At 60.5% G+C, this 9,752-nt stretch carries 7 protein-coding genes; all 7 read right to left on the reverse strand.

The genetic code is table 11. The features are described from left to right. The coding region (locus VFE81_RS21315) for a DUF2138 family protein (RefSeq protein ID WP_325046496.1) at positions 1-1,336 on the reverse strand (1,336 nt) is incomplete at its 3' end. Positions 1,337-1,828: 492 nt separating this feature from the next. After that, positions 1,829-3,025, reverse strand: a complete 1,197-nt coding sequence (locus tag VFE81_RS21320; protein ID WP_325046497.1) for a PLP-dependent aminotransferase family protein — start codon at positions 3,023-3,025, stop codon at positions 1,829-1,831. Positions 3,026-3,148: 123 nt separating this feature from the next. Then, entirely contained in the window at positions 3,149-4,321 is a 1,173-nt protein-coding gene (locus VFE81_RS21325; RefSeq protein ID WP_325046498.1) for an FAD-binding oxidoreductase, read from the reverse strand. A 146-nt stretch (positions 4,322-4,467) separates the two neighbouring features. Continuing rightward, on the reverse strand, positions 4,468-5,967 hold the full coding sequence (locus VFE81_RS21330; protein WP_325046499.1) for an aldehyde dehydrogenase family protein: 1,500 nt from the start codon (positions 5,965-5,967) through the stop codon (positions 4,468-4,470). Between the two features lie 378 nt (positions 5,968-6,345). Then, a complete protein-coding gene (locus tag VFE81_RS21335) occupies positions 6,346-7,440 on the reverse strand; it encodes an ImpA family type VI secretion system protein (protein ID WP_325046500.1) in 1,095 nt (364 codons plus the stop codon). Between the two features lie 15 nt (positions 7,441-7,455). Continuing rightward, entirely contained in the window at positions 7,456-8,499 is a 1,044-nt protein-coding gene (tssG, locus tag VFE81_RS21340; protein ID WP_325046501.1) for a type VI secretion system baseplate subunit TssG, read from the reverse strand. Then, positions 8,499-9,752, reverse strand: a 1,254-nt coding sequence (tssF, locus tag VFE81_RS21345; protein WP_325046502.1) for a type VI secretion system baseplate subunit TssF, incomplete at its 5' end; no start/stop codon positions are given. The genes tssF and tssG, both read right to left, overlap by 1 nt.

The raw sequence follows: 9,752 nt of genomic DNA on the forward strand, positions 1-9,752 counted from the left end.
ACAATTGCGATGCAAACGACGCCTTGCTGGACACAGCTGTGCCAGAGCGCGCACTGACCGGCCGTTGCCATACGGTGACGCTGGCGCGCTGGTCGTGCTTCGTGACCGGTAAGCGACGATAGCCCGAATCAGCGTCGCCGGATTTGGCAGCCTTCGCCTCGTACGCGCCGATCACGTCGCCAAAGGCCTTACCGAGTGCGGCTTTCAGCGCAGCGAGGTTCGCCGCGTCCTGCGTCTTCACGCGAGCGACGAAGACCGGCGCGACCAGTGTGGACTTCGCATACCAGCAGACGGCCGCGGGGCCGGCGAGCTGATCGCCGATCGCAGCAGCGCCATCCGCGCCCACATCCGCAACCTTGCCCAACAGACCCGACGCCTCTTTCCAGTCGGCCGGCAAGCTCGTGCACGCCGCCGGATTAGCGGGCAAGGCGCGCCACAAGTCGGCGCTATTCCACTCCTGGGGCAACTTGCCCGGCTCAATCAGCGCGGAAGTCTGCCAGTTCGCCGCGGCGTTGCCGTTCGACGAAAAGTCGAATCGCAGCGCGTCGATACCTGAGAAAAACGCCTGATAGCCAAACGACAAATAATTCGCCGACACCACCAACCGATGCCCCTTCGGCGCATCGCCGGGTGCGTCCAGTCGATAGGCGCGCGCCGCATCGTCGCGGCCTGACGAAAGCATCTCGGACACGGCATCGGCCCGCTCACTCAGCACGCTGCCTTTCGCGTCGAGCAGCACGCCCGGTGCGGACATCACGACGAGGCGGTCGTCTTTCGTCGCGAACAGAATCGTGCGGCCAACCGCCAGCTTCAACGCGTATACCGGTACATCGCCGGAGAGCTTCGCCACCTGGCTCAACTGCGAGTCGCTAGCGGCGACGTTGCCGAAGCCTTGCAGCAGCTTCGCCAGACCGTTACGGTGTATCGACATCACCCAGTAACCGAGGCGGCCATCCGGCGAGCGCCACAGCAATACATGCGCGGGTTCGTCGAATACGCGGCGGATCAATTCATCGCGCCAGTCCAGTTGATGTTCGAACGCGAGACGCCGCAGCGCGCCTTCTGTGGACAGCCGCGTGTCGTTCGATTCGTAATAGTCGACGAAGTCCTGAGTCAGCAAGTCGTGCAACAGCGGCACGCGCAAGATGTCGCGCGGCAAACGCGAGAGCGCTTCGCTGTCGATCACCGCATCTGGATGATGAATATCGAGCACAACTTCGGCGGTCTCGGCGGCTTTGCGATGCGCGAATGGACGCCACACCGCCTGAATGACCACGCTGGCCACGACCAGAAGACCGACTACCAGGATTGCAATCTTTTTGCGCGACATCTTCATCTGATTTTTTCTGGTTCGATGCGACGGTATTAACGTGGATGGCCGATGAATTAACTCATCGAAATCATTCGCCGAAGGCAGCGATGATAACCGATATTTTTAGCCCCAAACCGGCGACACTCTTCATTTAACAATCAGACATGTTTCAGGAGTTTGACGGAAATATTGAGCGAGTGGGATTAAATCATTAGGAAGCGTGTCGAGTCGAAGCAGCGAATTGAGTTAAACGGCATGCGAAGTCGGCAACGGCGTACGGGGAAATCGGCTCGTGCGCTTGCTGCCGGGCGCTCAACAAGGCAGAGAAGAGCCGGCAAGCGTAGTCCGGCCGCGGCGACCTTACGCCGCTTTACCGGACCGGGAGGTTTATGCTAAATCTCCGCGATTTAGCATCTGCGTAAAAAACCCGGTTGCGCACCTCGTGCTCACCGGGTTATTTCAAGCATTGTTCTTACTGCTTTTCCACCAATACGGCGTTAGCCGAATTAGCCGTCATCAAAAGAGTGCGAGCGCCTGCTCCATTCTCTGCACGCCGGTTTCGATTTCGGCTACACCGGGCGCTGCAAATGACAAGCGCAGTGCCGCCAGATCGATATTGTCTTTATAGAACGCGACGCCCGGCACGAACATGACATTGCGCTCGATACAGGCATGCAGATAATCGGACGCGTTCTGTCCACCCTTCAATCGCGCCCACACGAACATACCGCCGGCAGGACGATGAAACGCGATGTCATGACCCAAATGCTCATCGAGCGCATTGCACAGCGTGCGGCACTTCACAGCATAGGCGTCGATGATCCGTGGCAAATGACGCTCCAGCGCGCCGCTCGCGAGGTACTCGGCGGCGATCATCTGGGCCCACGGTGAACTACACAGGTCGACCGTTTGCTTGGCGATCACGCAACGGCGCAAGATTTCCGCGTGCGCGACCATCCAGCCGACCCGCAAGCCTGGCGCGACGATCTTCGACAGACTCGAAAAATGCACAACCCAGTCGCGCGAACCAGGCACCTGATCGCTCAACGCGAGCAACGACGGTAACGCCGCGCCGCTGAAACGCAGGTCGCCATAGGGATCGTCTTCGACGATCAGAAAATGGTGACGTGCCGCCAGCTTCAACAACGCCATGCGGCGCTCGAGCGACAACGTTGCGCCAGTCGGATTAGCGAAGGTGGGCACCGTGTAGAGCAGCTTCGGCGGCCGCTGTAACGTACCCGCTTCGAGCAACGCGGCGAGCGCGGCGACATCGAGCCCGTCCTGATCGACAGGCACGGTCACGACATCGGCCTCCTGCAGCTTCAGCGCCTGCAAGGTCGCCGGATAAGCGGGTTGCTCAACCAGCACCACGTCACGAGGCGCGACCATCACGCGTAACAGCAGATCGAAACCTTGCTGCGAACCGGTCGTAACAAGCAATGCTTGCGGCGTACAAGGCGTACCGCGCCGTGTCATCAGATGCGCGAGTTGTTCCTTGAGGACGGGCAGGCCGTCCGTCGGACCATATTGCAGACAGAGCGTAGCCTGCTGCGACGCGCGCGCCGCAGCCGCATCGAGACCTTCGCGGTCGAACAGATCGCTTGCCGGATAGCCGCCGGCAAACGAAATCATGCCGGGATGCGCCAGATACTTGAACAGCTCGCGAATCGGCGAACCGGCCGGCGCTTCGAATGCGGGGTTGAACGTGAACATAGTGGCGGGCCGCTTATCTTGTCGATGGAAGATCGGCATCGATTGTGGCCATCGTCCGGGTGGGCGGCAAACGATATCTATGCACTACCTATTGCGTTTTCCGCATCACCTCCAACGCACCGGCTAAACAACGTTCTTCTCCACGATTGGCCGGTTTTCGAGCACACGAGCGAAGTTCAGCGAACCAAGATCGAGCGTCGTGTAGCGGCCATGCAGAATCAATTCGCTGATGCCGCGACCGGTTGCGGGGCCCTGCTGCAGACCGTGTCCGCTAAAACCATTGGCAAAAATGCAGTTATCGACGGCAGGGTGATAGCCGATGATCGCGTTCTGATCGAGCACGTTGTATTCGTAATAGCCGGACCAGCAATTCTGCACGCGCAACGCTTCGAATTGCGGCACGCGGTGCGCGAGCGTCGGCCAGATCACGTCGTCGAATAGTGCGTGATCGACTTCGTCGAGCGGCAAGTCGTCTGGATCGTTATCCGCTGACGGTGACGTACCGCAGATGAACGATTTGCCCTCGGGCCGGAAATACACGCCACTCGGATCGATCAGCAAAGGACAATGTTCGAGCCGCGCGGGCGACATGACGTTGAAGATACTTCGGCGTCGTGCAAATACCGGAATGTCGATGCCGACCATCTGCGCGACTTTGCGCGACCAGGCGCCCGCGGCGTTCACTACCACGTCGCAGGCGTAGATCTCGCCATTCGCGGTTTGAACTTGCGTGACATGATTGCCTTCGCGAGGCAGCGCGGTGACGTCGGCGGCAACATAGCGCGCGCCAAGTGCCTGCGCTTTTTTGCGCAACGCCTGCACTAAACCATAGCCGTCGAACCAGCCCTCACCGCTTTCGCCATAAGCACCGGCAATGAGGTCTTCCGTATTGAGCCAGGGAAAGCGCGCTTGCAACGCGCCTTTGTCGAGCAAACTGATATCGGCGCCGAGACTCTTTTGTAGCGCGTGATTCTCACGCAGCGTCGTCTCACCGGCGGGTGTGGCGAGAAAGAGATAGCCGCCTTCGTGCAGATCGATTGACGGTTTCGCACCGCCGATATCGAGCCGCTCGCCGATCGAGCGCAGAAACTCGATGCCGAATAGCGACATCTGAATGGAAAGCGGCGTAGAGAATTGCTGGCGAATGGATGCCGCCGACAATGCCGACGAAGAACGCGCATAAGTCGGATCGCGCTCGATGACCGTGACACTGACCGTTGGATCGGACAGCCGCAGAAAATACGCAATCGAGCTGCCGATCACCCCACCGCCGACGATCACGACTTTGGAACTCACGTCTTACTCCACGAGTAGCGTGGCCGCTCAGAAACGGCGGGCGGCGCAAACGGATTGCTGAAGAGGTTGTGAACAGCGGCGCATAAATGCGCCGCTGTTTTCTGCTGAATGCTCTACCGCTTTCTTCTGTGTTGCTACTTACCGGATCAGCCGATATTGAAGTCGATGCCCTGCGCAAGCGGCAACGCCGACGAATAATTGACCGTGTTGGTCGCGCGGCGCATATAGGCCTTCCACGCATCCGAGCCCGACTCACGACCGCCGCCGGTTTCCTTCTCGCCACCGAACGCGCCGCCGATTTCCGCGCCGCTCGGTCCAATGTTCACGTTAGCGATACCGCAGTCGCTGCCCGAGTCGGACAGGAAGCGTTCGGCTTCGCGCAGGTCGGTCGTGAACACGCACGACGACAAACCGTGCACCGCCGCATTGTTCGCTTCAACTGCATCCGCGAAATCCGAATAACGCAACACATACAGAATCGGGGCGAAGGTTTCCTTCAGCACCACCGCAGTTTGCGACGGCATTTCGACGATGGCCGGACGCACGTAGTAACCGCCTTCATGGCCCTTTACTTCGACACGCTCGCCGCCGAACACCTTGCCGCCTTCGGCCGTAGCCTGCTGCAGCGCTTCCTGCATGCGAGCGTACGATTGCTTGTCGATCAGCGGCCCCATCAGCGTGCCTTTTTCGAGCGGATTGCCGATCGGTACCTTGCTATACAACTGCTTCAGACGTTCGATGGTTTTGTCATACACGCTTTCGTGCACGAACAGACGCCGCAGCGACGTGCAACGCTGCCCCGCCGTACCCACTGCCGAGAACAGAATGCCGCGCATCGCGAGCTCGTGATCCGCGGTTTGCGCGACGATACCCGCGTTGTTGCCGCCGAGTTCGAGCAGCGAGCGGCCAAAGCGCTTCGCCACTTCAACACCGACCGTGCGCCCCATTTCCGTGCTCCCCGTCGCACTGACGATCGACGCACGCGGGTCGGCCACCAGCTTCGCACCGACGTCGTGGCCACCGTTGATCAATGCGGTGAGACCTGCTGGCGCATCGCCGAATTCCTTCAGCGCCTCGCTGAGAATCTGGTTGACGGCGAGCGCGGTCAACGGCGTCTTTTCCGACGGCTTCCAGATCACCGCGTTGCCGCATACCAGCGCCAGCGCCGCATTCCACGACCACACCGCTGCCGGGAAGTTGAATGCCGAGATCACCACGCACGTGCCCATCGGATGCCACGTTTCCGCCATGCGATGGCCCGGACGCTCCGACGCAATCGTCAGACCGTACAACTGCCGCGACAGACCGACCGCGAAGTCGCAGATGTCGATCATTTCCTGCACTTCGCCCATGCCTTCCTGCAGGATCTTGCCGGTTTCGAGCGTGATGATGCTGCCGAGCGCCTGCTTCTTTTCACGCAGACGGTTGCCGAGCAGGCGCACCAATTCGCCGCGGCGCGGTGCCGGAACGTTGCGCCATGCCGTGTATGCCTCTTTCGCATTGGCAAGGGCCACGTCGACTTCCGCCACCGTGTTGCTGGCCACGCGGCCGATGAGTTCGCCGGTGATCGGCGAATGAACCGCGATGTCGCCGGCTTGCGCCGCGTGGGCGATGCCAAGGTCGGCGAGGATGGTGGAAGCGTCCATGAGAATCCCTTTAATTTCCGATACGAAACAAGAGTAAGTTAGGAAACTATACACGCGGGATTTTATGGCGGCAAGCGGATTTGCCCGGGGCGACTGGCCTGAACACGCGATTGACCTTGCTGTGCTTGACGAAAGCGTTCTGGGCTGGGGCCCCGGTGGCTGATACGCACGCGCCCGCCGATCAGTCTGCGGTGCACCGCCGCCCACCCATCCGTTTCTTATTGGAAATATCAGATCGGCTCAAAAGCACCGCGACACACGTCTGATTCGCCTACGGCGCAGTCATGCTTGACCGATCAGTAGCCACACGGGGAGGCAAAAATGAAATCGAAATGCACGACAACGGCTAGGGAAGAAGCACCGATAGGCTCACGACGCTCACGCCTCGGTATCCCACTGCACCAGCAGTTCCGGCGGAATCGCCTGCACCACCTCGGCGTAACGCTTGCCGACGAACTGTTCCGCGCGCCGGAGCAGAACCGGAATCGGACTGCTCGGCTCATGGGTTTCGAACCAATGCCGTGCCGCGCGTATCGTCTCCAGTGCTGCTTGCCGGTCAGTGACATGCATGCCGGTTCTCCGCATGGGTTGAACCGGCTCGACAATGTGCGGCGTCGCTGCCGCCTGTGGCGCGGTTGTGTCGCCGAGTGGCGCATCCACAGTAACGACCCGCGCCTCACAAGCGGCTGCGTCATCCAGAATCGCGTCGTGCGCAGCGTCACATTCAATTGGGCGTGCAAATAGTCGCAGCAATCTACCCAGCGCGGACAGGTCCGGTGCAAATGAATGCAGATGCAGTTCGGACCATGTCTCGATACCCTCGAAACTTGCCAGCGCCTGATCGAATTCACTCAACATTGCAGGACTCTGTGCGCGCAGATCGTCTAATTGCTGCCGCACCGAATCCTGCGAAAGCGCATCGGCCAGGCGTGGCCTGGCAAACGCACGTTCCACGTCCCGCACCTGTAAGCGCGTAGCGGTCGACTTGACGAGGGATATTTCCCGCAGATCCGACAGTAAGCCATCGACGTCGGTCAGTGCCTGGAGTGCGTTCGAGCGTATCTCTAGCGCCGCATCGCGATCCGTGTCGACTGCGAGTTGCGGATGGATCGCGTCGGGGTACAGGTCGAGCCAGCTTGCCAGCAAAGACATGCCCTCCGCGAAACCAGCGCTGCTAGCCAGCCGTGTCCGGCTGCGCGCGAACAGCACAGCGAGCCGGATATCCTTGCTACGCAGCATCAGCCTGCGGCAATCGCGATCGATATCGCTCCAGTTGACCGGTTCTGGCGATCCAACAAAGTTGCCGTACTGCGCGTCCGGTTGCGCGGTCGTCTTTGCGGACAGGACGACATACTCTGGATCGTATTCGAGGTCGTTGCCACAGGGTGCGTCATCGGAAATGGGGACTAGCCAGTCATGGATAACGACATCGACGTTCCGCGTTTTCGCCGCGGTGTATTTTTTCGCGTTCATTGAAGTATCTGCGAGTTATTGCGCCGCCAGCGCGTAGTGCTCGGGTTCGAAGCGCATTCCCGTAATCGGTTCACCCGTCAGCGAGCGGCCGAGCCACCCCGACCAACCGAGCCGTTCCGCGCCGCCAATCACGGCCGGCGGTGCGCTCTGCGCCTTGATCCGCAGTTCGAGTTCCCAGGCGAATTCATAGCCGATGAAGGCACGGACCCACTCCACCAGCAATGGCAGATCATTGCCTTGTGGCGTGAAGCGCAGGTACTCGTCGATGTCGAGCGGACCGACGACGATCCGAAACTTGTGCTGCCGGTCTGGTACCTGCTCGCCGAGCATCGCCCCCTCGGACATCACCGACGGCGCGCCTGGTGCACCGAGCTTGCTGTGCTCGGCGGGGTCCACCTCGATCCAGTTCCAGACGTGTTCATCAATGGCGACGGGGACGCCAAAGAACTGGGCGAGCGTAGCCCGAAGTCCGTCGGGATTGCGTGCCTCGCGTATCAGATGAGTTGAAGCTGACATGCGTGCGTGCGCTGGCAGCCGGCCCCGGCCTATCTCACCCGTGTTCTGCCCAAACAGGCTTGCGACATAGAACGAGAACCGCTCGTCGTCCGGACGATCCAATCCGGCTGTAGCCTGCGCGGACGACCAGGCGCGGTAGAACAGCGTCAAGTAGCGGTGGTGAAAAAGATCCAGAAAATCGACAAGCGTAGTGTCGCGCCTGCTCTCCTGGCGATCCCGCGCGATTTCCGTCACATGGATGGGTAATGGTCCATTAGGGCCGAGCATGCCGAGACCAAACAGCTTTACCCTGAGACGGCCGTCGATTTCTCCGACCTCGGCAATCTCGCGAGGCGCAAAAGCCAGGCTCGGTTGCTGCCCCAGGCGAAAGGGCTCCGCCTGCGGACGCCGCGCACGCCCGATCGGTGGGATGCGAGAATTTGCCCCCAGGCGCCGTAGCAGACTCAGAAAGCCATAACGCCACGGTTCGGCGCGTAGCCGTTCGATCAGTTCGGGTGGGAGCACGGCATCGCGCATCACGGCCGGGAACGGAGCGCGGTCCATCAGGCAGCCCCTCGCGTACCCATGCGCACGTCCCAGCGGGCAACTTGCCCCCGCTGCATGGAGTGCAATTCGGTTTGCGTAAAGACATTGATCGAGACATGGCGCGCCAGAAAGTGCTCGAGAATCACGCCGAACAGGTACGGACTCGTGCCTGAGAATCCCGTTTCATCGATCGTCAGCAGGCATTCAATGCCGCGCCCGAAAACAAGCGGGCCGCCTCCGGGCAGCCGTCGGGTCACGGGCCGCGTCCTCACACCCACCAGACTCTCGATCTGCCGGCGCTGTGCTTCATCATCGCTAGAGAGGAACAGCCGCAGCATGTCCCGGAGCCCCTGACCGCCGGCGCGATGATCGAGGTCCGCCAATGGAAGATAGTTGAAATTCAATTGGCGAATCAGACGCCAGGCCATTTCGCGCTCGGCGTACGGTGCTTTCGGCGCGCTGGGCGCGCGGATCAGTCCGATGCCCTCAAGCGGAGCCGACTCCGATACGAAGAGATCCTGTTGGCCGTTGCGCGGCACGAGGTTTGGCAGATCGCGGTTGGTCAGCCACGCATCGACCGACAGATAGCGGATCGCCTCCACATACGGCGCTTCGTTCTGATCGACCAGCGACACGAACGTTTCCGTACCTACGTACGGTGTGCGCGTGCCGTAGCGGCGCGCGGAGTCGGACATCAGCCGGCGCTCGCGACGGATCGAGAAGTAGCGCCCGTAGTTGCCTTCATCGTTGTTGAGGGTCTGGTACAGGTGCCGGAATTCGAACTGTTCCGACGTGGCAGCAACCTGCCCGGTCATGGACTCGACGGAAAATATTTCGTAGTCCAGCGGATGCAGTCGAGCGGGCACCAGATGGAATTCCGTGTCGTCCTTTGTCAGTTCGATACGATCCGTACGTTGCTGGAACAGATTGATGACGGGCGTGCAGAAGAGTGCGAAGCGCGATGCATCGACGAGATTCGCGAGCGCGTCTGGCGCCCTGTCCAGCAAAACGACAATTTCGGCTTCCTTGCCAGTAACACGTCGCAGGCCGCCTTCGAGACCGTTTAGCGCAAAGAAATAAAACCGGCTCGGACATGCAAAATACTCGTGCAACAGGTTGTGTCCATGAAAACTCGACCAGGTCAGCGGCAGCAGGCCCTGATCCGGTCCAAGCCCTTCGTGGCTAACGGCATTCGATGTTACCGCGTGAGGTGCACGGCCAAGGTCGCCGTGCGTGCCGGTCAGTGACGAAACGCTTGCCGTGTGCAACAG

Origin of the sequence: Paraburkholderia sp. (assembly GCF_035656215.1) — a bacterium.
GTDB lineage: Bacteria > Pseudomonadota > Gammaproteobacteria > Burkholderiales > Burkholderiaceae > Paraburkholderia.